Annotated in this window: 22 protein-coding genes and 1 tRNA gene; 14 read left to right on the forward strand and 9 right to left on the reverse strand. The window is 57.8% G+C overall.

Going from position 1 to position 24,231, the window contains the following annotated elements; genetic code table 11:
- Positions 1 to 2: 2 nt before the first annotated feature.
- The 5 genes from AC1D19_RS11775 to AC1D19_RS11795 form a co-directional block, all read right to left on the reverse strand.
- Positions 3 to 224, reverse strand: a complete 222-nt coding sequence (locus AC1D19_RS11775; RefSeq protein WP_477763280.1) for a formate dehydrogenase subunit delta — start codon at positions 222 to 224, stop codon at positions 3 to 5.
- Complete coding sequence (gene fdhF / locus AC1D19_RS11780) at positions 221 to 3,103, reverse strand: formate dehydrogenase subunit alpha (RefSeq protein ID WP_477763281.1); 2,883 nt, start codon at positions 3,101 to 3,103, stop codon at positions 221 to 223. Before fdhF ends, AC1D19_RS11775 begins: the two co-directional genes overlap by 4 nt.
- A complete protein-coding gene (locus AC1D19_RS11785; RefSeq protein ID WP_477763282.1) occupies positions 3,100 to 4,662 on the reverse strand; it encodes a formate dehydrogenase beta subunit in 1,563 nt (520 codons plus the stop codon). The genes fdhF and AC1D19_RS11785 overlap by 4 nt, the downstream gene beginning before the upstream one ends.
- The gene (locus AC1D19_RS11790; RefSeq protein WP_477763283.1) at positions 4,659 to 5,135 is read right to left on the reverse strand and encodes a formate dehydrogenase subunit gamma; all 477 of its coding nucleotides are present in this window, start codon (positions 5,133 to 5,135) and stop codon (positions 4,659 to 4,661) included. Before AC1D19_RS11790 ends, AC1D19_RS11785 begins: the two co-directional genes overlap by 4 nt.
- 817 nt (positions 5,136 to 5,952) lie before the next feature.
- The gene (locus tag AC1D19_RS11795) at positions 5,953 to 6,264 is read right to left on the reverse strand and encodes a DUF3077 domain-containing protein (protein ID WP_477763284.1); all 312 of its coding nucleotides are present in this window, start codon (positions 6,262 to 6,264) and stop codon (positions 5,953 to 5,955) included.
- Positions 6,265 to 6,955: 691 nt separating this feature from the next.
- Between AC1D19_RS11795 and AC1D19_RS11800 the strand changes: the two genes are divergently transcribed.
- Positions 6,956 to 8,092 (forward strand): ImmA/IrrE family metallo-endopeptidase, encoded by a 1,137-nt coding sequence (locus tag AC1D19_RS11800; protein WP_477763285.1) that lies wholly within the window; start codon positions 6,956 to 6,958, stop codon positions 8,090 to 8,092.
- The gene (locus AC1D19_RS11805; RefSeq protein WP_477763286.1) at positions 8,089 to 8,586 is read left to right on the forward strand and encodes a DUF4411 family protein; all 498 of its coding nucleotides are present in this window, start codon (positions 8,089 to 8,091) and stop codon (positions 8,584 to 8,586) included. The genes AC1D19_RS11800 and AC1D19_RS11805 overlap by 4 nt, the downstream gene beginning before the upstream one ends.
- An 83-nt stretch (positions 8,587 to 8,669) precedes the next feature.
- Here the strand turns inward: AC1D19_RS11805 and AC1D19_RS11810 are convergent, their stop codons facing one another.
- Together AC1D19_RS11810 and AC1D19_RS11815 are read right to left on the reverse strand one after the other, a co-directional pair.
- On the reverse strand, positions 8,670 to 8,999 hold the full coding sequence (locus AC1D19_RS11810; RefSeq protein WP_477763287.1) for a hypothetical protein: 330 nt from the start codon (positions 8,997 to 8,999) through the stop codon (positions 8,670 to 8,672).
- 708 nt (positions 9,000 to 9,707) lie between these two features.
- Complete coding sequence (locus AC1D19_RS11815) at positions 9,708 to 10,820, reverse strand: GlxA family transcriptional regulator (protein ID WP_477763288.1); 1,113 nt, start codon at positions 10,818 to 10,820, stop codon at positions 9,708 to 9,710.
- A gap of 98 nt (positions 10,821 to 10,918) precedes the next feature.
- Between AC1D19_RS11815 and AC1D19_RS11820 the strand changes: the two genes are divergently transcribed.
- From AC1D19_RS11820 to alr, 6 genes are all read left to right on the forward strand, one after another.
- Complete coding sequence (locus tag AC1D19_RS11820; RefSeq protein WP_218429437.1) at positions 10,919 to 11,791, forward strand: substrate-binding periplasmic protein; 873 nt, start codon at positions 10,919 to 10,921, stop codon at positions 11,789 to 11,791.
- A 77-nt stretch (positions 11,792 to 11,868) separates the two neighbouring features.
- Positions 11,869 to 12,657, forward strand: a complete 789-nt coding sequence (locus tag AC1D19_RS11825) for an amino acid ABC transporter ATP-binding protein (protein ID WP_477763289.1) — start codon at positions 11,869 to 11,871, stop codon at positions 12,655 to 12,657.
- Positions 12,657 to 13,313, forward strand: a complete 657-nt coding sequence (locus AC1D19_RS11830; RefSeq protein ID WP_019582764.1) for an amino acid ABC transporter permease — start codon at positions 12,657 to 12,659, stop codon at positions 13,311 to 13,313. Before AC1D19_RS11825 ends, AC1D19_RS11830 begins: the two co-directional genes overlap by 1 nt.
- Complete coding sequence (locus AC1D19_RS11835) at positions 13,310 to 13,993, forward strand: amino acid ABC transporter permease (protein WP_218429438.1); 684 nt, start codon at positions 13,310 to 13,312, stop codon at positions 13,991 to 13,993. The genes AC1D19_RS11830 and AC1D19_RS11835 overlap by 4 nt, the downstream gene beginning before the upstream one ends.
- 4 nt (positions 13,994 to 13,997) lie before the next feature.
- Complete coding sequence (locus AC1D19_RS11840; protein ID WP_477763290.1) at positions 13,998 to 15,425, forward strand: amidase; 1,428 nt, start codon at positions 13,998 to 14,000, stop codon at positions 15,423 to 15,425.
- Positions 15,426 to 15,769: 344 nt separating this feature from the next.
- Positions 15,770 to 17,011 (forward strand): alanine racemase, encoded by a 1,242-nt coding sequence (gene alr, locus AC1D19_RS11845; protein WP_477763336.1) that lies wholly within the window; start codon positions 15,770 to 15,772, stop codon positions 17,009 to 17,011.
- A 159-nt stretch (positions 17,012 to 17,170) separates the two neighbouring features.
- Here the strand turns inward: alr and AC1D19_RS11850 are convergent, their stop codons facing one another.
- Both AC1D19_RS11850 and AC1D19_RS11855 read right to left on the reverse strand, forming a co-directional pair.
- On the reverse strand, positions 17,171 to 17,500 hold the full coding sequence (locus AC1D19_RS11850; protein WP_477755280.1) for a hypothetical protein: 330 nt from the start codon (positions 17,498 to 17,500) through the stop codon (positions 17,171 to 17,173).
- Between the two features lie 185 nt (positions 17,501 to 17,685).
- Positions 17,686 to 17,770 (reverse strand) — tRNA-Leu (locus AC1D19_RS11855).
- 108 nt (positions 17,771 to 17,878) lie between these two features.
- On the opposite strand from AC1D19_RS11855, the gene queA reads away from it, so the two are divergent.
- The 6 genes from queA to AC1D19_RS11885 all read left to right on the forward strand — a co-directional run bounded on the left by queA (position 17,879) and on the right by AC1D19_RS11885 (position 23,994).
- Positions 17,879 to 18,943, forward strand: a complete 1,065-nt coding sequence (gene queA / locus AC1D19_RS11860) for a tRNA preQ1(34) S-adenosylmethionine ribosyltransferase-isomerase QueA (RefSeq protein WP_477763291.1) — start codon at positions 17,879 to 17,881, stop codon at positions 18,941 to 18,943.
- 14 nt (positions 18,944 to 18,957) lie between these two features.
- Positions 18,958 to 20,073: a tRNA guanosine(34) transglycosylase Tgt gene (gene tgt, locus AC1D19_RS11865; RefSeq protein ID WP_191624894.1), complete on the forward strand. Its 1,116-nt coding sequence runs from the start codon at positions 18,958 to 18,960 to the stop codon at positions 20,071 to 20,073.
- Positions 20,074 to 20,116: 43 nt separating this feature from the next.
- Entirely contained in the window at positions 20,117 to 20,452 is a 336-nt protein-coding gene (gene yajC / locus AC1D19_RS11870; RefSeq protein ID WP_007982729.1) for a preprotein translocase subunit YajC, read from the forward strand.
- A 64-nt stretch (positions 20,453 to 20,516) separates the two neighbouring features.
- Complete coding sequence (secD, locus tag AC1D19_RS11875; protein ID WP_477755278.1) at positions 20,517 to 22,385, forward strand: protein translocase subunit SecD; 1,869 nt, start codon at positions 20,517 to 20,519, stop codon at positions 22,383 to 22,385.
- 9 nt (positions 22,386 to 22,394) lie between these two features.
- The gene (secF, locus tag AC1D19_RS11880; protein ID WP_477763292.1) at positions 22,395 to 23,309 is read left to right on the forward strand and encodes a protein translocase subunit SecF; all 915 of its coding nucleotides are present in this window, start codon (positions 22,395 to 22,397) and stop codon (positions 23,307 to 23,309) included.
- 136 nt (positions 23,310 to 23,445) lie between these two features.
- Entirely contained in the window at positions 23,446 to 23,994 is a 549-nt protein-coding gene (locus AC1D19_RS11885; RefSeq protein ID WP_150728289.1) for a glycine zipper 2TM domain-containing protein, read from the forward strand.
- Positions 23,995 to 24,231 lie beyond the last annotated feature (237 nt).

The raw sequence follows: 24,231 nt of genomic DNA on the forward strand, positions 1-24,231 counted from the left end.
GGTTAAGTCTCCCAACCCGCCCCAGTCACCGCCGCCTGCACCAGTGGGTGCAAGTCCGCCCCCTGATGTTCCGTCTGCCAGGCCAGCAATTCCTTGCGCATGCTCGGCGCCCAGTACATCTGCATATGATTGCGCACGCTGAGCACCGCCTGTTGCTGGTCCGGCTGGCTGGCGAAGTACTGGGCGATCTGGTTGGCCATCTTGATCAGGTTGTCAGTACTCATCGGCGTACCTCGGCTTTGGTCCCGCGTGCCTGACGACGTTCATCGAGCAAACGTTGCTGTTCCTCGCTGAATTCCTGGAAGCGCTTTTGCCACTCCGAAGGGTGATAAACGCGACTGACTTCCACGGCCGTAACCTTGTACTCCGGACAGTTGGTCGCCCAGTCGGAGTTGTCGGTGGTGATGACGTTGGCGCCCGATTCCGGGAAGTGGAAGGTGGTGTACACCACGCCTGGGGCGACCCGTTCGGTGATCCGCGCACGCAGCACGGTCTGCCCTGCGCGGCTGCCGATGCCGACCCAGTCACCTTCGTTGATGCCACGGCTCTCAGCGTCGGTCGGGTGGATTTCCAGACGGTCTTCGTCATGCCAGGCGACGTTGTCGGTGCGCCGGGTCTGCGCGCCGACGTTGTACTGGCTGAGGATGCGCCCGGTGGTCAGCAACAGCGGATAGCGACTGTTGACCTTTTCCTCGGTGGGCACGTAGCCGGTGAGCATGAAGCGCCCCTTGCCACGCACGAATTCTTCGATGTGCATGGTCGGTGTGCCGTCCGGTGCCTCGGCGTTGCACGGCCATTGCAGGCTGCCGTGGCGGTCCAGTTCGGCGTAGCTGACGTTGGTGAAAGTCGGCGTCAGGCTGGCGATTTCATCCATGATTTGCGATGGATGTTGGTAGTTCATCGGGTAGCCCAAGGCATTGGCCAGGGCCACCGTGCCTTCCCAGTCGGCCTTGCCGCCCAGCGGGTCCATGACCTTGCGCACCCGGGAGATGCGTCGCTCGGCGTTGGTGAAGGTGCCGTCTTTTTCCAGGAACGAGCAGCCCGGCAGGAACACGTGGGCGAACTTGGCGGTTTCGTTGAGGAAAATGTCCTGCACCACTATGCATTCCATGGCCGACAGGGCCGCGGTGACGTGCTGGGTATTGGGGTCGCTCTGGGCGATGTCTTCGCCCTGGCAATACAGGCCCTTGAAGCTGCCGCCCAAGGCTGCCTCGAACATGTTGGGGATACGCAGGCCCGGGTCGGGTTGCAGGGTGACGTTCCAGGCCTGTTCGAACTGCGCTCGTACCACCTCGTTGGAGACGTGCCGGTAGCCGGGCAGCTCATGGGGGAAGGAACCCATGTCGCAGGAGCCCTGGACGTTGTTCTGCCCGCGCAGCGGGTTCACGCCCACGCCTTCGCGGCCGATGTTGCCGGTGGCCATGGCCAGGTTGGCGATGCCCATCACCGAAGTACTGCCCTGACTGTGTTCGGTGACGCCCAAACCGTAGTAGATCGCCGCATTGCCACCGGTGGCATACAGGCGCGCAGCGGCACGGATGTCGGCAGCGGGTACACCGCAGACAGGGCCAAGGGCTTCCGGCGAGTTTTCCGCACGGCTGACGAATTCACTCCAGATCGCGAAATCGCTACCCTCGCAACGGGCGTCGATAAAGGCCTGGTTGAGCAGTCCTTCAGTGACAATCACATGAGCCAAGGCGTTGAGCATGGCGACGTTGGTACCGGGGCGCAGGGCCAGGTGATACTCGGCGCGGGCATGCACCGTATCCACCAGATCGATGCGCCGCGGATCGATGACGATCAGCCGTGCGCCTTCACGCAGGCGGCGTTTGAGCTGGGAGGCGAACACCGGGTGGGCGTCGCTGGGGTTGGCACCCATCACCAGGATCACGTCGGCCTGCATCACCGAGTCGAAACTCTGGGTGCCGGCGGACTCGCCCAAGGTTTGTTTCAGGCCATAACCGGTCGGCGAGTGGCAGACCCGCGCGCAGGTGTCGACGTTGTTGTTGCCGAAGGCGGCGCGCACCAGTTTCTGCACCAGATAGGTTTCTTCGTTGGTGCAGCGGCTGGAGGTGATGCCACCAATGGAATCGCGGCCATATTTTTGCTGCAGCCGGCGAAATTCGCTGGCGGCGTAGGTCACCGCTTCGTCCCAGCTGACTTCCTGCCAAGGGTCGCTGATGTGCTTGCGGATCATCGGCTTGGTGATGCGATCCGGGTGGGTGGCGTAGCCCCAGGCGAAGCGCCCCTTGACGCAGGAGTGGCCGTGGTTGGCCTGGCCGTTCTTGTCCGGAACCATGCGTACCAACTGGTCGCCTTTCATCTCGGCACGGAACGAGCAGCCCACGCCGCAATAGGCACAGGTGGTGATCACGCTGCGTTCGGGCTGGCCCAGTTCGACCACGCTTTTTTCCATCAGCGTCGCAGTAGGGCAGGCTTGTACACAGGCGCCGCAGGACACGCATTCGGAGTCGAGGAAGTTCTCGCCACCAGCGGCGGCCACCCGGGATTCGAAGCCACGCCCGGTAATGGTCAGGGCGAAGGTGCCCTGAGTTTCTTCGCAGGCGCGCACGCAGCGGTTGCAGACGATGCACTTGCTCGGGTCGTAGTCGAAATAGGGGTTGGAGGTGTCTTTCACATCCTCCAAATGGTTCTCGCCTTCATAGCCATAACGCACTTCCCGCAGGCCGACCTGACCGGCCACGGTTTGCAGCTCGCAGTTGCCGTTGGCCGAGCAGGTCAGGCAGTCCAGCGGGTGATCGGAAATGTACAGCTCCATGACGTTACGGCGCAGGGTCGCGAGCTTGGGCGTCTGGGTGTGCACGCTCATGCCTTCGCTGACCGGCGTAGTGCAGGACGCCGGATAACCACGCATGCCGTCGATCTCCACCAGGCACATGCGGCAGGAGCCGAAGGCTTCCAGGCTGTCGGTGGCACAGAGTTTTGGAATGGTGGTGCCCAGCAACGCGGCTGCACGCATCACCGAGGTGCCCTCGGGCACGCTGATGCTGCGGCCATCGATGTTGAGGGTGACTTGCACCTGGCTGTCGCGGGCAGGCGTACCCAGGTCAATGTCTGTTTTCGGGTCGAAGAGAGTGATCATTGTTCGGCCTCCGAGGCTTGCAGACCGAAGTCAGCGGGGAAGTGCTTGAGGGCGCTGGCCACGGGATAAGACGTCATGCCGCCCAACGCGCACAGCGAACCGTATTGCAGGGTGTCGCACAGGTCCTTGAGGATGATCACCTGCTCATCGCGACTGTTCTGGTCAGGCGCGGCCAGCAGACGGTCGATCACCTCGACGCCACGGGTCGAACCGATGCGGCACGGCGTGCATTTGCCACAGGATTCCTCGGCGCAGAACTGCATGGCGAAGCGCGCCATGCGGGCCATGTCCAGGGTGTCGTCAGCCACCACCACACCACCGTGACCGAGCATCGCACCGATGGCCATAAAGGCTTCGTAATCCAGCGGTGTGTCGAATTGCGAAGGTGGCACCCAGGCGCCGAGCGGGCCGCCCACCTGCGCAGCCTTCAACGGCCGGCCACTGGCAGTCCCGCCGCCATAGTCTTCCACCAGCTCCCGCAAGGTCAGACCAAAGGCCCGTTCCACCAGCCCGCCATGACGAATATTGCCCGCCAACTGGAAAGGCATGGTGCCCAGGGAGCGGCCCATGCCGTAATCGCGATAGAACTGCGCACCCTTGGCCAGAATCATCGGAACCGAGGCCAGGGTCAGCACGTTGTGCACCAGCGTCGGCAGGCCGAACAAGCCCTGCAACGCTGGAATCGGCGGCTTGGCGCGGACGATCCCGCGCTTGCCTTCAAGCGAGTCCAGTAGCGCGGTTTCTTCACCGCAGATGTAGGCACCGGCACCGACGCGCACTTCCATATCGAAGGCCTGGCCGCTGCCGCCGACATTGGCACCGAGGTAACCGGCTTCTCGGGCGATGTTCAACGCGGCCCGCAACGTGGCCACGGCATCCGGATATTCCGAGCGCACATAGATGTAGCCGAAAGTGGCGCCGACGGTAATGCCGGCAATGGCCATGCCTTCGATTAGCAGGAAGGGGTCGCCTTCCATCAACATGCGGTCGGCAAAGGTGCCGGAGTCGCCTTCGTCGGCGTTGCATACGATGTACTTCTGGGCAGCCTGGGTGCCGCGCACCGTGCGCCACTTGATCCCGGCTGGGAACGCCGCGCCGCCACGGCCACGCAGGCCCGAATCGAACACCGCTGTCGCGGTCTGCTCGCCGCCAATGGCGATGGCCTGGGTCAAACCCTCGAAACCGCCGTGGGCCCGGTAGTCGTCCAACGACAATGGCTGGGTAATACCGGCGCGGGCGAACAGCAGGCGTTGTTGAGTCTTCAGATACGGCAACTCTTCCACCAGACCCAAGGCCAGTGGATGAGAAGACGGGTCGCCTTTGAGCGCTTCGAGCACAGACGGCACATCAGCAGCCGTCAGTGGGCCGAAGCCGAAACGACCTTGCGGGCTGTCCACTTCCAGCAGCGGTTCCAGCCAATACAGACCGCGCGAACTGGTGCGCTGCAACTCCAGCGGCAGATTGCGTTCCTGAGCCAGCGTGATCAGGGCCACAGCGACCTCATCGGCACCCACGGCACGGGCAAGAGAATCACAGGACAGATAGAGCGTCGGCATCATGCGTCCTCCCGGCAAGCATCGAGCAGGGCATCCAGCCGCTCGGCACTGAGCCGCGCATGCACCCGGCCATCCAGCTCCAGAGCGGGCGAACAGGCGCAGGCACCCAGGCAATACACCGGACGCAAACTGATGCTGCCATCGGCGCTGCTGCCGTGATCGTCCAGTTGCAGGCGCTCGCGCAATTGCGCGGCAAGCTGCTCGGCACCACGGCTCTGGCACGACTCGGCCCGGCACAGCCGCAGGATATGCCGCGCGGGCGGCGCGGTACGGAAGTCATGGTAAAAACTGATCACCCCGCGAACCTCGGCCTGACTCAGGTTGAGGGCATGGGCAATCTCGGGGACGGCGACATCGGGGATGTAACCGATGTGCTCCTGAATATCATGAAGAATAGGCAACAGCGCACCCGGAGTACCCTTGTGGCGCTCCAGCAGACTGTTGACCACAGGCAGGTGCAACATCTCATCAGGCATTCAGCAATCCTCACGATCACGGACAAACCAGGCGGTTGTCGGTTGTCCGAAAGTGTCGGCTGCGGCATTCACACCACGTCACGGTATCGTGGCATCTATAAGCCGGTCGGCCAGGGCACCCTGAGCGGGCATCTTGTTGTGCCCGGCACGGTCTTCGCCGCACCTCAATAGGGGCATAAAAGCCAGATTGCCACGCGGCCCTTGATTCGGCTGCACCAGAGCGACGTGTTCGGTTCTGTCTACGACCTTGTATTGAGTCTAGAAGAATGAGGGGGGAGGCGCCGTGCCAGAGGGGAGGTTGCCGGAGTTATGCACAGCGGATTGCCTGTGGAGAAGGTGACGATCAAGCCCACCGGAAGCACTCGGAGGCCGGAAATCTCAAAACCGAATTCCCAGCATTTACTTTGCCCCAAGCAATAAAAAAGCCCCGAAAACCTCGAGGCTAATTCCAAATGCCACTCAACACACAAAGCCCCCTGTGGGAGCGAGCCTGCTCGCGAAAGCGCCAGCCCAACCAGCATCAATACTGAAGATGCACCGCAAACCCAGTCACACACCGTGGCCAAACAATGCCCGTCTGTTCACCACAACCCCTGTAGGAGCGAGCCTGCTCGCGATAGCGCCAGCCCAGCCACCATCAATGCTGAAGATGCACCGCAATCACAACCCAGTCACCCAGTCGGGCCAAATAATGCCTGTCAGCTCACCGCAATCCCTGTAGGAGCGAGCCTGCTCGCGATAGCACCAACCCAAACAACATAAATGCTGAATCAGCTACCACCATCACAAGCCACCCACACCCCACAGGCCTCAACCACTAACCCTCAGCCTTCGCCCCCGCCCGCGTGGATACCGGCGCACAAGTCCGATCCCGAGTAAGCACCTTCACCGCATCATCCACCAGCGCCTTACTCATCGAAGTCAGATAATGCGCAGCCCAAGCGTGGCGGTCTGTGTCTCTGGCGTAAGCAGCATCTTCAGTGAGCGTCTTGGCCAGGAACAGAAAATCGGAGGCCATGGACAACGCATCGCCGAGAGGAACCCCGCGAGTGACATGAAACAGCGCTTGATCCGCACAGTAGATCGCGGGTGTCAGGCCAATGGTTTTGAGTTCGGATTGTTCAGTCATTGGCCACCTCCGAGGATGGAGAGGCAATGGGGGAGGGTCTTACGCGATTGGGAGTTGCGTAGAGGGAAAAGCCAAATTTCAAACGGATTCATACTGCGCATTGCGAAGCTCCTTAATTTGAAGAGCTGCCACAATTCGTTACCAAGCGAATGGGTGGCAGCTGTGCGCAGGTTGGTAAACCGGGAAATCAAGGAAACCGGCACGTCCGAAGACGTCCCACGCACAGCCGCCATAACGCAGATCGCAGGCGAAAAAAAGCGCCTGCGAACGCATGGCACTGTTGCGCAGTGATTTACCTCGGGTTACCAAGCCCGGCCGCTGAATTGGCAGCGACGGTGGAAGGTTATCGTCCAGATCCTTTTCCTGCAACCGTCGAGACGCTGGGTGATGATGTGGGCGATCAGGGCGGATGTTTGCATTAGGAGGCCGTGGCGGCGGGCTGGCAAAAGGGCAATGCCATCTATCCGCGGGTTACATATTTGCGCTTCGGGTCGTTGCGGATTTACCTCATACTCGCCCGCTTCTACCTTCGGTAGCTCCGCTTCTCTACTAATCTGTAGACGCTGTTACCAGATATTCAATAGCCAAGGAGAAAGGCAATGCCAGATAGCGGGAACCAGCTTCAGTCGGACGCATCTGCCAAGGATGCTCTTGAACGGTTACTGGCCCCATCTGATTTGCCTGCGACCCTATGAGTCAAGCCGCCTTCGTCAATCCAAGCCTGCTCACCTGGTCTCGGGAGCGCGCAGGTCTGTCCACTGAGCAGGTTGCTAAAAAGCTGCCAGTGAAACCTGATCGAGTACAGGAATGGGAGGCTGGCGAGACCAAGCCAACATTCCTTCAGGCTCAAAAATGGGCGAGTGTCGCTCACATCCCTTTCGGATTCCTGTTTCTACAGCAGCCTCCCGTCGAACAACTGCCTTTACCTGATCTGCGGACGGTGGGAGGGATTGCTCCTCAACGTCCCACTTTGGAGCTGTTGGACACCGTAAGGGATGCCATACGTAAGCAGGACTGGTACCTGGAGTATCTGCAACACCAGGAGCATCAACCGCTGGCATTTGTAGGTCGCTTCAGTAGTCGATCTCAAGTCAGAGAGGTGGTGGACGATATCCGCCGGGTCCTCGGCGTGAACCCTGACATTGCTCGATTGGATTACGAAAAATACAGCCGCGCCTTGATCGAGGCAGCGGAAACGGCTGGCATTTTGGTTATGCGCAGTGGAATTGCTTTGGGGAACACTCACCGCAAACTTGAAGTGAGCGAGTTTCGGGGTTTTGCCATCAGCAATGCCTACGCCCGCGTCGTATTTATCAACAGCTCCGACGCTCCCACCGCCAGGCTGTTTAGCTTACTTCATGAGCTGGCCCATATCTGGATTGGTAGCAGTGGAGTATCTGACGGAAATACCGCCAATGGTCGAGACGAGGAGCGTTTCTGCAATGCAGTTGCAGGTGAGTTTCTGGCTCCCGAAGCCCAATTCCGCGCCCTGTGGAATGCAGATGTTGACTGGCAAGATAATTTAGCTCCGCTAGCCACTCGGTTTCACATCAGTAAATTAGCTATCGGTCGCCGCGCATTGGATCTTGGATATATAAGCCAAGCGCAATACAGCGCTTACTATCGAATGATCCTCAAGGCTTTCCAGGATGAAAAAGGTGGAGCGGGTGACTATTACCGTAACGCTACCGCGAAAAACAGCCCTCGCCTAAGCAAGGCCGTGCTGACTGAAGCAATGAGTGGCCGGATGCTGCTGCGCGAGGCGGGACACTTGCTCGGCGTGCAACCTGCCAAATTAAGGACACTCGCCAGCAAGATTACGGAATGAATCATTTACTCGACGCTAACACACTGATCGAAGCGAAGAACCGTTACTACGGGATGGCTATCTGTCCTGGATTTTGGCAATGGCTGTTGTTGAAAAATAAAGCGTTAGATTTAGCCAGTATCGCACCTGTTAAGGATGAGTTAACTAAGGGGCATGACGAATTGGCGGAGTGGGCGAAGGAAAATCAAGAGTTCTTCCACTCAACCACCGATAAAGCTACGCAAATGGCGTTTGCTCAGATTGCAGGGCTTGTAGCAAATCAAGCGCCGAAAATGAAAGTAGGTGCTATGGACGATTTCTTAGTCGGTGCTGACCCTTGGTTAATCGCAAAAGCTATGACTACGGGGGCTACAGTCGTTACTCATGAAGTGTTGAATCGTGAAGCCAAACGAAAATTCATCATTCCTAATCTTTGTGAGCAGCTAAACATTCCTTTTTTGAATACGTTTGAGCTGCTGCATAGGCTTGAAGCAAAGTTTGTGTTACCTGCTTGATAGTCTAGTTAAAGACCAGAATAGGCTTGTAAGAAAGTTGGCGTTAGATATGTCGAGATGGGAATTAGCCAGAAAGTCATCTCTTACAATATGTCTTTCAAGTATTTTTTGATCGCGATCAGTGGCGCATCAAGCTGCTCCATCGTTTGCGCATTGCCAAAACTAATCGCCAACCTTTTCAGCTCACGCCCTAGCGGTTTCTCAATACCGCCGACGGCATCCAGTGCCAATGCCAGACACTCATCCAATTTGAGCTGGATCGCTTCGACATCACCCCGGCGTACCAGTATGCCAAACACATCCCGCTGATAGACGCTCATGACCAGGTCGTCCCGCAAAATCGGACTCTGATCCGCTGACTCATAAGCCAGTTTCAGCGAGAAAAGCGCGACTGTTTCCAGTGGGGTTTCCATGGGGATGGTCCTTGTGCAGTGTCCAGTGTGTCTGGTGAGGAGGGTCAAGAGATCGCAGCCCGCGGCAGCTCCTACAGAGGGCAGCAATGTGGATCACTTTTCTATGGACGAAAAAAAACGCCTTGCAAAGCAAGACCTTTCTTAATATTGGTGCCGAGGGAGACTCGAAACTAACATTAATTACTTGATTGGTATAGATTAAATTGGATGTAAATCTTTTTGTGTACATGAATTTATACTTGGCATGTATTTTTACGCGAGCAAGTGTGCGGGGGGGAATTTATGATTCCGTCTTTTGAATTTTCGACGAGATGCATGTTGTGTGAGTCATTGTTTTTAACAAAGCAATCAGGTTTGGCGGAGTCTGGCCTGCCGCTATAGGCAACTGTCGACCCAAACTAGCCAGTCGTGACAGGCAGAAAACGACCGAGGCTGTGTAAAAACGGTTTAGAGCGGGTTTGACAGTCAGAACCAGAGCGAAAATCGCGTTCCTACGCAAATTTCAGGTCCGCTGATACACCAATCATTGGCAGATTTTACGTAGCGACGCAGACTTCAAAACAGTGTCTGCGTTTTTACATAGCCTGGTCCCAAAGCTGACGGTGGTGACAGGCAGAAATCAGCCAAAAGCTGCCTGTCGAAAAACCGTTAATCTCATCCCAACTTGGTCTTCACATTCTGCCCCGCGACCGATCAATGCTTCACTGTCTATAAAAAATACCTCCCCCCTTGGGTGAGTGTCGCTTTTCGCATCAACTCTTTACGCAATTTTCCGGGGGACATGCCAAACATGTTCTGAAAATGTCGAATGAAATGGGGCGCATCGGCGAATCCGCATTCGAAAGCGATTTCCCCGATATGTCGATCCGAGCTGATGAGAAGCCATCGGCCAAATCTGAGTCGAACCTGACGGTAGAATTGGGCCGGAGTGTTACTGGTTTCAGCGACAAACAGCCGCTCCAGTTGCCGTTTACTGGTACCGACAAGGTTTGCGATTGAGTCAATGTCCAAGGGCTCGGTCATGTGCTTTTCCATCAGCATCACGGCTTCGTGCAGGCGCCTGTTCGAAGAGCTGGCGTAGCCAAGTGCCTTGCGCCGGTCGACGAAACTGCCGGAACTGCTTTTTGCGACCGTCATCTGATGAACAACTTTGCCGGCCCGATCTGGGCCGCAATGCACCCCAATAAGATGGATGGCCAACTCAATCACCGAGATACCGCCTGCGCAGGTGATCCGATCCTTGTCGATGAGGAAGTCACTGTTGCTGACAAAGCGCAATTTGGGGAACAGACGTTTCCAGTCGTCGCAATGGTAGGCATGCACGCAAGCAGTACGTCCCTCCATCAGGCCATGTCGAGCGAGCACGAAGCTGCCCGTGCATAGACCGATCAACGGCACGTTAGCGGCTGCTGCCTGAAGCAGAAATGCCGGATACGTCTTTGGTGCGGCCTCAAGGGAATCAAGCAGCCCACCAATCACCACGATGTAATCAAATTGATGAGGATGGGTGAGCTCACTGTCGATAGGCACATCCAGTCCGCAGCTGGAAATGACTCTTTGCCCGGGGGTACCGAGTACTTTCCATTGGCAGCGTATCGGACGGCTCTGATCGCCCGTATCGGCGGCATGTCGCAGCGCATCGGTCAGCCCTGACAGTGACAGCAAAGGGAAGCGCGGCCACAACACAATGCCAATAGATAACTCAGTGGCGCCGCGTCGGCTTGGCGGATTTCGTGCCTGACCATTATCAAGCTCTTCTACGAGGCTTTCGCTGGAGGCCCTGGGCAGTACATCTCCGAAATGTCGCAAATGTTCAATCATTCATGCAAACCATCCAACCAGTTATACCGCCGATCACCATACGATGAGCGCCTGCCCAACACCATGCTGTTCATAAAAAAACAATCGAGGAGCACGTGATGAAGAAGCCCAACGTTCAACGTTTTGCCGGTATCTATGCAGGTCTGCTGGTATCCATGCTGGCCTCGGTACCGGCATTCGCACTGGAAACGGTAGAGCCGGGAAGCCTGACTATCGCGTTCACTGGCGATATGCCGGGGACCGGTTATCAAGACAGCCGGATGGTCGGCTACGACGGTGAAATCCTTCAACAAATATCTGAGAAGCTGGGTTTGAAGGTTAAACCTGCCTTGATGGACTGGGCCGGCACCATCGCCTCAGTACAAGCTAAACGCGTGGATGTCATGGCCGGCACCATGGGCTGGACCGAGCAGCGCGCGAAGATCATGACCGTGAGCGACCCGATTCACTATTTCAAGAACGGCATCACCCAGACCGACAAGACCAACTGGAGCAGCCTCAAAGATTTGCAGGGCAAGAAGGTCGGCACCATCACGGGTTTCTCGTTCATCCCTGAGATGCGCAAGATCGAAGGGCTGCAAGTAGCGCTGTACGACACCTCCGATGCCGCGGTGCGCGATCTCCTCGCCGGGCGCATCGATGCAGTGATTGGCGATCCTCCGGTCATGCAATACGCCATTTTTCGCAACGAGCAGTGGCACCTGCACTTCAATGCTTTCACCGACAACGATCCGAATTTCCCACTGCTGACGGGGCTAGGTCAGGTGGTGTACGGCTTCAATAAAGGGGCCAGCCCGCAGCTGGTGGCTGCCGTGAACGAGCAGATCCAGACCCTCTGGAAAAGCTGTGAAATGCGCAAGATCGGTGCCCGCTACGGTCTGACTCAGGATGTCTGGTATGTGCCGGAAGGCAAGGACCTGAGGCTGGGTGTCGACCGCCCGGCGGACTGGAAACTGCCCGGCTGCAAGTAAGCGCTTGAGCGGATGAATCGGCCTGATGGCCCGTGCCGATTCATCGCCATGTCTATAACAAAAAGAGGTTAACCAAGATGTCGACCCCGTCCGAACCTGCGTTGCTGCGAGTGCATGACCTGCACAAAAGTTATGGTGATCTGGAGGTGCTCAAGGGGATCAACCTGGAGTTGAAAGCCGGTGAAACCCTGTCGTTGATCGGCCCCAGCGGGTCGGGAAAGTCCACTTGCCTGCGTTGCATCAATTACCTGGAAAAACCCACTCGAGGCGATATCTGGCTGGGCGACGAGTTGATCGGGCAGATCAAGGACGGTAAACGCATACGTCTGATGAATGATCGGGAAATGGCTCCGCAGCGACGCGAGATCGCGATGGTGTTCCAGCTCTTCTACCTCTGGCCACATTTGAGCGTACGCGACAACGTCGCGCTGGGGCCGATCAAGGCACAGGGTATGCCGCGCAAGCAGGCCTATGAGCTGGCTGATGCCATGTTGGAAAAAGTCCATCTGCGGCACAAGGCCGAGGTCTATCCCGAGCAGTTGTCCGGCGGACAGCAACAGCGGGTCGCTATCGCCCGCGCGTTGGCCCAACAACCTAAAGTCATCCTGTTCGACGAGCCGACCTCGGCGCTGGACCCCGAACTGGTGGGGGAAGTACTGGCCGTGATTCGTGAGCTGGCGCAAGAGGGCCGCACCATGATCATGGTGACCCATGAAGTGCGCTTCGCTCGGGATGTGGCGGATCGGGTGATCTTCATGGACGGCGGACACATTGTCGAGCAAGGGCCTTCGGCGCAGGTAATCGACAACCCAAGCCATGAGCGCACCCGCAGTTTTCTTGGGCGCATGGCCATGGAGGGCGCTTGATGGCGAACTTCGAGGTCTTTCTCGGGCTACTGCCTCTGTTGTTGAAAGGCGCGCTCACCGCCCTGGAAATCGCGCTGTGTACCTTGCTGCTGGCGAGTGCCGGTGGGGTAGTACTGGCGGTGTTGCTGACGTTCAGTCGGTCACGGGTGTTGCATGGGGTGATCGGCTGTTTCATTGAGTGGATGCGCAATGTTCCCGCGCTGGCGCATCTGTTCCTGATCTATTTCGGTCTCTCCTACCTTGGCATCAACTTGCCCGCGTGGCTGGCCGCCATCGTTGGCTTGAGTCTGGTGGGCAGCGCGGTGTTGGCTGATATTTTCCGTAGCGGCTTGCAGTCGCTGCATGTCGGTCAGCATGAAGCCGGGTTGGCTGTCGGTCTGAGCCGGATGCAGATTTTGCACTGCATTCTCTTGCCCCAGGCCCTGCGCGTGACGTTGCCAGCGTTCGCCAACTACGTCACGCAATTGGTCAAGGACACCTCCATCGCCTCGGCCATCGCCGTGCCGGAAATCATGTTCCTGGCGCGCAATCTGGTGACCTCCACCTTCCAGACTTCACTGATCTATTTGGCTGTGATGTGCATCTACGCCGCGATGATTTTACCGATCGGTGTGGGATTCATTCGGCTCGAACGTCATTTTGGGAGCGCGCGATGATCAGTTTTTTTCAGCAATACCCGGAGTACTGGAGCGACTGGATCGCTCGCCTGTTGCTCGGTGCACGGATCACTGCCGAATTGTCCCTGATGGGGTTCGCTCTGGCGGTCGTGCTGGGGGCGTTGTTGGTCTGGGCGATGAGAAGTCCGAGTGTCATCCTGAAACGGTTGGCAGCGTTCTTTATTCAGAGCATGCGCGCTGTACCTCTTCTGGCGTTGCTGCTGGCCCTGTATTTCGCGTTGCCCAGCCTGGGGTTGACGTTGTCCGGCTATTGGGCCGGGGCCATCGGTCTGGGTTTGCAGGGTGCCGCTTACGTTGCGGAAATCCTCCGTGGCGGCCTGGATTCGCTGCATCGCGGCCAGCGCGAAGCCGCTATCGCCATCGGACTGACGCCGCTGAAAGCGTTTACCACCGTCATCCTGCCGCAAGCGATTCGCGGCATGTTGCCGCCACTGCTTAACGCCTACGTGTCGATCCTCAAGGACAGCTCGTTGTGCGCTCTGATCGCCACCGATGAGTTGATGCTGGCGGCGCGGGCCATCGCTTCGGAAACCTTCCTGCCAATGCATGTCTTCCTGCTGGTAGGGCTGTTCTATTTTGTTATCGCTTTCCCTCTTTCAATGCTGTCGCGTGTGCTTGAAAAGCACTTTTCACGCGGGCGCAAAACCGTGCGAGGTTGAACATATGAGCACCATAGATCGAGTTACTTCCCACAGCATTGCCCAGTTGCAGCGGGCGCTGCAGGCGGGATCGCTGACTAGCGAAGCGCTGGTTCGTGCGCAACTGGCGCGCATCGAGCGCTTTGACGAGCAGCTCAATGCCTATGTCGAGACCTATTCTTCGCGTGCTTTGAACGCGGCCATCGCCGCTGATCGCCAGCGTGCGTCCGGCATACACCTGGGACCGCTGCATGGCATTCCTCTGGCGATCAAGGACTTGTTCGAGATCGATGGCCAGGCCATCACGGGTGGATCATTGGCACAGGCACCGCGTGTTTCGAGGTTGACCGCCACTGCAGTGCAACGCCTGGAGCGTGCCGGTGCAATCATTCTTGGCAAGACCCACACCGTCGAATTCGCTTTCGGTGGCTGGGGCACCAACGCGGTGATGGGCACGCCGTGGAACCCGTGGGACCGTAACGTGCATCGCGCTCCGGGTGGCTCAAGCAGCGGCTCGGCAGTGGCCGTGGCCAGCGGGTTGGCGAGCGCTGCGCTGGGCACCGATACCGGCGGCTCGGTGCGGATTCCGGCGGGCATGTGCGGCTTGGTCGGGCTGAAAACCACGCGTGGGCTTATCAGTCGCCATGGCTTGATCGAACTGTGTCCTTCGCTGGATTCGGTAGGGCCTATCACCCACACCGTTGAAGATTCGGCGTGGATGTTGGATGCACTGCTGGGCCCGGACCCGCTGGATCCGGTTTCGGCCCAGGCACCTGTATTCAGCGCCGCTGCCGGTCTCAATCAGCCGGTAGCCGGTTTGCGCATCTGGGTGTTGCCACAGGCCGAACGAGCGCATGTCGCTCCCGGGGTGCTGAAGGCTTACGATTTGGGGCTCAAGCAGTTGGCCGCGCTGGGCATGCAACTGATCGAGCAACCGCTACCCACGTCGTTGGAGCAGTGCATGCGCATCGCTGGTGGGCTGATGAGCGCCGAAGGTTATGCCAGCCTGGGTAGCTTGTTCGAGCGCGACGATCTGCGTTTCGACCCCCATGTTCAACGTCGCGTACTCAGTGGTCGCGCCATCGACGCAGCGTCGTATATCCAGTTGCACAATCAGCGCCGCGCCGCTCGGCACGCCATGCAGGAGGCCATGACCAACATAGACGCCTGCGCTTTCCCGACCAACGCTATTGGCAGTGTGCCGTTGGATGAGGTCGATGAATATGGCACGCCACTGGCCTTGTTGGGGCGGTTCGCCAACTTGCTGAACCTGTGTTCGGTGGCGCTGCCCATCGGGCTTGATGAAAAGTGCATGCCGGTCTCGATGCAGATTGTGGGTCGGGCATTCGCCGAACCGCTGATTCTGCGCATCGGCCATGCCTATCAACAGGTCAGCGATTGGCACACGCTACGGCCTGAGGGCTGGGAGCTGGCGGACAACGCGGTTGCGTGATGGATATAACTGCTTGATATATCCCTGGATATCACCCTGCCAGCGCCCCAAGTTAAAGTGGGGTTAGAAAGTGTCACCTATAAATCTATATAAAAATTTAATATATACCTGCCCAGTGATTTCGCGAGTTATCAAAAATTTCACCGGAAGGGTTACTCCAAGGATAACGTTTCAATAACGTTGTTCGCCATGTACTGAGTTTGCTTTTGTCGCTATCAGTGGTGTTTCCTGCCGCCCATAAAGTCAGGCCATTTCCTTAGTCGGGTAGTGGCTTGCGCAGAGTCATGTATGTCGTCAAATCGTTAGTTGTCATCAACAACGTTCTGTATCAGGAGATGTATTGTATGCCTTTCACTCGGACTGTTATTGCTCTTTCTTTAGGTCTGATTATAGGGCAGGGGTATGTTCAGGCTGCACCGCTGCTTTCTTTGGATAATGGTCAGTCTGAACGGGCCGTGGTAACCAGTAATGCATGGGTTGAAATTAACCAGGCGGCGTTTGAAAACAATATTCGTACGCTCCAGAACACCTTGACGAATAAATCACGGCTTTGTGCCATCCTCAAGGCGGATGCCTATGGTCATGGTGTCGCGTTATTGATGCCGTCTGTCATGAAAATGGAAGTGCCCTGCGTAGGCGTTGCCAGCAATGAAGAGGCTCGAGTTGTACGTGAAAGTGGATTCAAGGGGGAACTTGTCCGAGTGCGTACAGCGACGTTGGCCGAGGTGGAAGGAGCATTGCCGTACAAGATAGAGGAGTTAGTCAGTAGCCTCGATTATGCTCGAGAAACGGCCGCTATTGCTGAAAAGCATGGGGATCGCCTGAAGGTTCACTTGGCGTTGAACGCAGGTGGTATGAGTCGCAACGGCCTGGAAATGAGCACTGAACACGGTCGGCAAGAAGCCTTGGCGATCAATCGTTTGGCTCCTCTGGAGCTGGTCGGAATCATGACTCACTTCGCGGTGCAGGATAAGGATGATGTTCGGCAAGGGCTCAAGGCTTTCAATGAGCAAACGGCTTGGCTGATAAAGGCCGCCGGAATTGATAGAAGTAAAATCACTCTTCATGCGGCGAACTCTTACGCGACGTTAGAAGTGCCAGAGTCGCATTTGGACATGGTACGTGCCGGAGGCGCCTTGTATGGGATGATGGAACCTTCGCATGCCGAGTACAAACCGGTCATGCAGGTCAAGTCATACGTGGCGTCTGTTAATCAATACCCTAAAGGCAATACAGTGGGGTATGACCGAACAGTGACACTGAGTCGTGATTCAAAGCTTGCGAATATTCCAGTGGGCTATTCTGATGGCTATCGTCGAGCGTTTACCAATAAAGGCGTTGTCCTTATAGATGGGCAGCGTGCTCCAGTGGTAGGGAAGGTCTCCATGAATACACTCATGGTGGACGTGACAGATATCCCTGCTGTGCGCGCTGGCGATCAAGTGGTGCTCTTCGGTAAACAAGGCGACAGTGAGATCACCCAGAGTGAACTTGAAGAACTCAGCGGAACATTGCTGGTGGACCTTGCTACCGTTTGGGGGAGTAGCAATCCCAAAGCCCTGGTGGCGGATAAAGCCTCCGACTAACCAGTGAGGGTGCTAGTCGCTACTGCGGTGGTAACGCTCACACAGTAGCGACTTTTGGCAGTGACGCCTTGAGGATTTGACAGATCTGTTCTCGTCAACACTCGTCGGCCAGGTGCGGTCCATGGATGAGATGTTCCCCTCTTCGGGCAGCCTCATTACTCACTGAATAACTTTCAAGTAATCCCTAAGCGCAATGAGCGGCGCTTCAAGCTGCTCCAACGTCCGCGCATTGCTGAAATCAGCTGACAACCGATGCAGCTCACGCCCTAGCAATGTGTCAACACCACCTATAGCGTCCAGCGCCAAACCTACACAGTGTGCCACTCTAAACTGAATACCCTCGACATCACCCCGGCGCACCAGCAAGCCAAATACCTCCCGCTCGTAATCACTCATGATCGGATCATCCCGCAAAATCGGACTTTCACCTTCAGTCTCATAGGCCAGCTTGAGGCCGAAAAGGGCAACGGTTTCCAGTGGCAATTCCATTGTGTGAATCCTTGATTCGTTAGCCGAGCGGGTTCGGGTTGTGGCGTTGAAAAGCAGGATCAAAGGATCGCAGCCTTCGGCAGCTCCTACAGGTCAGTGCGTTGTTAGGGCGTTGTCGGTGGGGTGTCAGGTGCTTTTTTGCGGGCGAAAAAAAAGGCCTTGCTAAGCAAGACCTTTCTTAATTTTGGTGCCCCGAGGGAGACTCGAACTCCCACTCCTTTCGAAAACGGATTTTGAATCCGCCGCGTCTACCAATTCCGCCATCAGGGCTCAATGGCGGCGAAGTATAGAGATGAGATAACCGCTGGTCAATCAGGTACATGGAGAATTTTTGATATTTCCGCTAGACTTCCCGGCCCTGCTAGACGACACCCCATCATGCGCGTTGCTGACTTTACCTTCGAGCTCCCTGATTCGCTGATCGCCCGCCATCCGCTGGCCGAGCGGCGCAATAGTCGCCTGTTGACCCTGGATGGGGTCAGCGGCGCCCTGGCACACCGTCAATTCACTGATTTGCTGGAGCATTTGCGCCCCGGCGACTTGATGGTGTTCAACAATACCCGGGTGATTCCGGCGCGGCTGTTTGGCCAGAAGGCTTCCGGCGGCAAGCTGGAAATCCTGGTGGAGCGGGTGCTCGACAGTCATCGCGTGCTGGCCCATGTGCGGTCCAGCAAGTCGCCCAAGCCTGGGTCGAAGATCCTGATCGACGGCGGTGGCGAGGCCGAGATGCTGGCGCGGCACGATGCGTTGTTCGAGCTTAAGTTCGCCGAAGAAGTGTTGCCGCTGCTCGACCGCGTCGGGCACATGCCGCTGCCTCCTTATATAGACCGCCCGGATGAAGGCGCCGACCGCGAGCGTTACCAGACCGTCTACGCCGAGCGTTTGGGCGCGGTGGCGGCGCCGACGGCGGGGCTGCATTTCGATCAGGTGCTGATGGAGGCGATTGCCGCCAAAGGCGTCGAGACTGCATTCGTGACCCTGCACGTCGGCGCTGGCACCTTCCAGCCGGTGCGCGTGGAGAAGCTTGAAGACCACCACATGCACAGCGAATGGCTGGAGGTCGGCCAGGACGTGGTCGATGCCGTTGCCGCCTGCCGCGCTCGCGGTGGTCGGGTGGTGGCGGTGGGGACCACCAGCGTGCGTTCCCTGGAAAGCGCCGCCCGCGATGGCGTGCTCAAGCCGTTCAGCGGCGATACCGACATTTTCATCTTCCCGGGCCGGCCGTTTCATGTGGTCGATGCCCTGGTCACCAACTTCCATTTGCCCGAATCCACGCTGTTGATGCTGGTTTCGGCGTTCGCCGGTTATCCCGAAACCATGGCCGCCTACAAGGCTGCCGTGGACAACGGTTACCGCTTTTTCAGCTACGGTGATGCGATGTTCATCACGCGTAATCCTGCGCCGACTGCCCCTAAAGAATCGGGCCCAGAGGAAACAGTATGAGTCGCACCTGTCGTATGTCTTTCGAGCTGCTGGCCACTGATGGCAAGGCTCGTCGCGGTCGTTTGACCTTCCCGCGCGGTACCGTCGAGACCCCGGCCTTCATGCCGGTGGGCACCTACGGCACGGTCAAGGGCATGCTGCCACGGGATATCGAGGCGACTGGCGCTGAAATCATTCTGGGCAACACCTTCCACCTGTGGCTGCGCCCGGGCACGGAAGTGATCAAGAAGCACGGCGACCTGCACGATTTCATGCAGTGGAAAGGCCCGATCCTGACCGACTCCGGCGGTTTCCAGGTGTTCAGCCTGGGCGCCATGCGCAAGATCAAGGAGGAGGGCGTGACCTTCGCTTCCCCGGTCGACGGCGCCAAGGTGTTCATGGGCCCGGAAGAGTCGATGCAGGTTCAACGTGACCTGGGCTCCGACATTGTGATGATTTTCGACGAATGCACGCCGTACCCGGCTGATGAAGACGTCGCCCGCATCTCCATGGAGTTGTCCCTGCGTTGGGCCAAGCGTTCGAAAGAAGCCCATGGCGACAACACGGCGGCGCTGTTCGGCATCGTTCAGGGCGGCATGCACCAGGACCTGCGCATGCGCTCCCTGGAAGGCCTCGACCAGATCGGCTTCGACGGCCTGGCCATCGGCGGCCTGTCGGTGGGCGAGCCCAAGCACGAAATGATCAAGGTGCTGGATTACCTGCCGGGCATGATGCCGGCTGACAAACCTCGTTACCTTATGGGCGTTGGCAAACCGGAAGACTTGGTTGAGGGTGTGCGCCGCGGTGTGGACATGTTCGATTGCGTGATGCCAACCCGTAATGCCCGCAACGGGCATCTGTTCATCGATACCGGCGTGCTGAAGATCCGTAACGCGTTCCATCGCCATGATGATTCGCCGCTCGATCCGACCTGCGATTGCTATACCTGCCAGAACTTCTCCCGCGCTTATCTGCATCACCTGGACAAGTGCGGCGAAATGCTGGGAAGCATGCTCAATACCATCCATAACTTGCGCCATTATCAAGTGCTTATGGCTGGTTTGCGCGAGGCTATTCAACAGGGTACATTGGCCGCCTTTGTCGATGCCTTCTACGCCAAACGCGGGCTTCCCGTGCCGCCTTTGGACTGAGTTTTCTGACCCCAAGATTCAACATTTGCAACTGGAGTGCTAAATGAGCTTTTTTATCTCTAATGCCATGGCTGACGCCGCTGCACCTGCTGCGGGCCCAATGGGTGGCGGTTTCGAGTGGATTTTCCTGGTCGGTTTCCTGGTCATCTTCTACCTGATGATCTGGCGTCCACAGGCCAAGCGCGCCAAAGAGCAGAAAAACCTGCTGAGCAGCCTGCAGAAAGGCGACGAAGTTGTGACCACCGGTGGCATCGCCGGCAAGATCACTAAAGTGGCCGACGATTTCGTCGTTCTGGAAGTTTCCGACACCGTCGAAATGAAGTTCCAGAAAGGCGCCATTGCCGCCACGCTGCCAAAAGGCACGCTCAAAGCGATCTAAGTTTCAACTTCATATTCAATCGACGGGGCGCGCAAGGCGCCCCGCGTCATAAACGGGCGGCGTGATGCTGAACAAATATCCTCTGTGGAAATACATTCTGATCCTGGCGGTGCTGGCGGTCGGTCTGATTTATTCCGCTCCCAATCTTTATCCTGATGACCCGGCCATTCAGGTCAGCGGTGCAAGCACTGCACTGCAAGTCAATCAGGCTGATCTGGACCGTGTGAGCGCTGCGCTCAAGGAATCCGGGATCAACGTCAAGGCTGCCACCCTGGCTGCCAACGGCAAGGGCGGCCTGATTCGCCTGACCAAGGCTGAAGACCAGCTGCCAGCCAAGGACGTCGTGCGCAAGGCATTGGGTGATGACTACGTCGTTGCACTGAACCTGGCACAAACCACCCCGCAATGGCTGCGCAACCTCGCTGCGCACCCGATGAAGCTGGGTCTGGACTTGTCCGGTGGTGTGCACTTCCTGCTGGAAGTGGACATGGAGAAAGCCCTCGACGCGCGCCTGAAAGTCTACGAAGGCGACGTCAAGAGCCTGCTGCGTAAAGAGAAGCTGCGCTATCGCAGCCTGCCGCAACTGGGCGGTGCTATCCAGCTGGGCTTCGCTGATGAAGACAGCCGCGAGCAGGCCCGTTCGATCATCCGCAAGAACTTCAACGATTTCGACATTGTTCCGGCCGACCTCAATGGTCAGGCGGTGCTGCGTCTGGCGATGACCCCGGCCAAGCTGGCGGAAATCCGCGAATACTCCATCAAGCAGAACTTGACCACGGTACGTAACCGCGTCAACGAGCTGGGTGTTGCTGAACCGATCGTTCAGCGTCAGGGCGCCAACCGCATCGTGGTTGAGCTGCCGGGCGTGCAGGACACTGCCGAAGCCAAGCGTATCCTCGGCAAGACGGCCAACCTCGAGTTCCGTCTGGCTGCTGAGCCGGGTGCTTCGAAAGCCACTTCCGAGGAATTCGAGTTCCGTGAAGGCAAGCGTCCTCCTGCGCTGATCGAGCGTGGCCTGATCATCACCGGTGACCAGGTGACCGACGCCAAGGCTGGCTTCGGCGAGCATGGCACACCGGAAGTGAACATTCGTCTGGATGGTCACGGCGGCGAGCTGATGAGCCGTGCGACCCGTTCGAACGTCGGTCGCAGCATGGCGGTGATCTTCATCGAGCAGCGTCCGATCACCACCTACACCAAGCAGATGGTCAACGGCGTCGAGAAAGACGTGCCGGTTCAGACCTTCAAGGAAGAGAAGAAGATCATCAGCCTGGCGACCATCCAGTCGCCGCTGGGTGCTCAGTTCCGCATCACTGGCCTGAATGGCCAGGGTGAGTCGTCCGAACTGGCGCTGCTGCTGCGTGCCGGTGGTCTGGCTGCACCGATGTACTTCGCTGAAGAACGTACCATCGGCCCAAGCCTGGGTGCCGACAACATCACCAAGGGTATTGATGCATCGCTGTGGGGCATGCTGTTCGTCTCGCTGTTCATCATGGCCATCTACCGCTTCTTCGGCCTGATCGCCACCGTCGCTCTGGCGGTGAACATGGTGATGCTGCTGGCCCTGATGTCGCTGCTGGGTGCAACGCTGACCCTGCCGGGTATCGCCGGTATCGTGTTGACCATGGGCATGGCGGTCGACGCCAACGTGCTGATCTTCTCGCGGATTCGTGAAGAGATCGCCGCCGGCATGACCGTGCAGCGCGCAATCAACGAAGGCTTCGGCCGGGCATTCACCGCGATTCTCGACGCCAACCTGACCACCTTGCTGGTCGGCGGCATCCTCTTTGCCATGGGCACCGGCCCGGTCAAGGGCTTCGCAGTGACCATGTCCCTCGGGATCTTTACCTCGATGTTCACGGCCATCATGGTGACCCGCGCGATGGTCAACCTGATCTTCGGCGGTCGTGACTTCAAGAAGTTGTGGATTTAAGGGGCTGCCATGTTACGTACAATCAACTTCATGGGCGTTCGCAACTTTGCGTTCGGCGTCACATTGTTCCTTACCGCGCTGGCAATGTTCAGTGTCTTCCACAAGGGCATGAACTGGGGGCTGGACTTCACCGGTGGTACGCTCATCGAGCTGACCTATGAGCGTCCGGCCGATGTCACCAAGGTGCGTGAGCAACTGGTGACCGCGGGTTATCACGAAGCCATCGTGCAGAACTTCGGTGCGACCACCGACCTGCTGGTGCGTATGCCTGGCGAAGACCCGCAACTGGGTCACCAGGTCGCCGAAGCCTTGCAGATGGTGGGTGGCGAGAACCCGGCGACGGTCAAGCGTGTCGAGTTCGTCGGCCCACAGGTGGGTGAAGAGCTGCGCGACCAGGGCGGCCTCGGCATGCTGATGGCGCTGGGCGGCATCCTGATCTACCTGGCGTTCCGCTTTCAGTGGAAGTTTGCGGTCGGTGCGATCGTGTCCTTGATCCACGACGTGATTGTGACCGTCGGTATCCTGTCGTTCTTCCAGATCACCTTCGACCTGACGGTGCTGGCGGCGGTACTGGCGATCATCGGTTACTCGCTCAACGACACCATCGTGGTATTCGACAGGGTTCGTGAGAACTTCCGTGTACTGCGCAAGGCCAGCCTGATCGAGAACATCAACATCTCGACCACGCAAACCCTGCTGCGTACCATGGCCACCTCGATCTCTACTTTGCTGGCGATCGCGGCCCTGCTGTTCTTCGGTGGCGACAACCTGTTCGGTTTCTCCATTGCCCTGTTCATCGGTGTTCTGGCGGGTACTTACTCGTCGATCTACATCGCGAACGTGGTGCTGATCTGGCTGAACCTGAGCACTGAAGACCTGATTCCTCCGGCCAATACCGAGAAGGAAGTCGACGACCGTCCTTGAGGGGGCTCTTTTTTCCAAAGCGGTCTCCCAGTGATGTAGTCCAAAAAAGGCGCGAGTTGAACTCGCGCCTTTTTTTGTGCTCCAAGGCTGGGAGAAGCGCGGACATGTTCCGCATGTGATGGTCCAGGAGGTTCATGTGAACAAGTCGATGCTGGTTGGTGCTGTACTGGGTGCTGTCGGTGTGACTGCCGGGGGTGCTGTGGCCACCTACAGCCTGGTTAAAAGCGGCCCGGAGTACGCACAAGTACTCGCCGTTGAGCCGGTCAAGACACAAATCAAGACTCCACGTGAAGTATGCAAGGATGTAGCGGTCACCCGGCAGGCGCCGGTGAAAGATCAACATCAGATCGCCGGTACGGTGGTCGGTGCATTGGCAGGTGGTTTGCTGGGTAACCAGATCGGTGGCGGTACCGGCAAGAAGATCGCCACGGTCGCGGGCGCTGTCGGTGGTGGTTATGCCGGCAACAAGGTGCAGGAAGGAATGCAAGAGCGTGATACCTACACCACGACCCAGACCCGCTGTAACACGGTTAACGACATCAGTGACAAGGTTGTAGGTTACGACGTGCGGTATTCGCTGGACGGCAAGGAAGGCAAGGTGCGCATGGATCGTGATCCAGGCAACCAGATTCCGGTGGATAAGGAAGGCAAGCTGATCTTGTCGGAGAATCAGGCGGCTCAGTGATCTGCTGATGCCGGATTAAAAAAGAAGCACCCTGCGGGGTGCTTTTTTGTGCTCGCGATTCAAGCGTCACCGCGAGTCCCTGTAGGAGCGAGCTTGCTCGCGAAAAACCCAGAGGCGCCGTATTCATCCTGAATGCACGCGTTATCGTTAACGCTCATCGCGAGCAAGCTCGCTCCTACAGTATTTCGGGGCGAATCGCAGGCATAAAAAAAGCACCCCGAAAGGTGCTTTTCTGTC

The organism is Pseudomonas sp. P1_C12, from assembly GCF_056406435.1.